The organism is Microcystis sp. T1-4, from assembly GCF_000297435.1.
Taxonomy (GTDB): domain Bacteria; phylum Cyanobacteriota; class Cyanobacteriia; order Cyanobacteriales; family Microcystaceae; genus Microcystis.
Map to the genome: position 1 here is coordinate 1 of NZ_CAIP01000322.1, position 569 is coordinate 569.

Annotated in this window: 1 protein-coding gene; it reads right to left on the minus strand. The window is 37.1% G+C overall.

What is annotated here, in order from left to right; all coding sequences use genetic code 11:
• Positions 1 to 280: 280 nt before the first annotated feature.
• A partial coding sequence (locus MICAI_RS16700; RefSeq protein WP_039900423.1) for a DUF4351 domain-containing protein occupies positions 281 to 569 on the minus strand: 289 nt, incomplete at its 5' end.

The following is a 569-nucleotide window of genomic DNA, read 5'->3' on the forward strand; positions in this document are numbered from 1 at the left end:
AGCTATTGCCAAATTCGCCCAAAATCCATCAGATTGAGAGAAATCGAACAAAACATCGTCAACAGCAGGAAGAATCGGCAAAAGGGTAGAAGTCATGACATTAACCGCAAAAGTTTATTGCTAACAGTTTTAGCCCAACAATCGCCAATTTTTCAATACCCCTGTAACAGAAATTAATATTGCAAGAAAACGGGTTTCTCAAAGAAAACGGGTTTTCTAAATATTTTCTCAAAGAAACCCGTTTTCTCATTTGTTGCCAAGATGCGATCGCTAACATAAACTAGGCAGTTAAAGTATTTAACCAATTGATTAAATCTTCAACCGTAGAGAAGTCGAATAAAGCTTCTCCTAATACTTCGACATCATCAATACTTAACTGCATGATTTTAGTTTCTAATAAAGGATTAATCTCCCCTAACTTGCGTTTAAGTTGACGAAGAATCAATGTCTTTTCCCGTTCAATACCTTGTTCAATACCTTGTTCAATACCTTGTTCGATACCGCGTTCGATACCGCGTTCAATACCTTGTTCAATACCTTGTTCGATACCGCGTTCAATACCTTGTTCG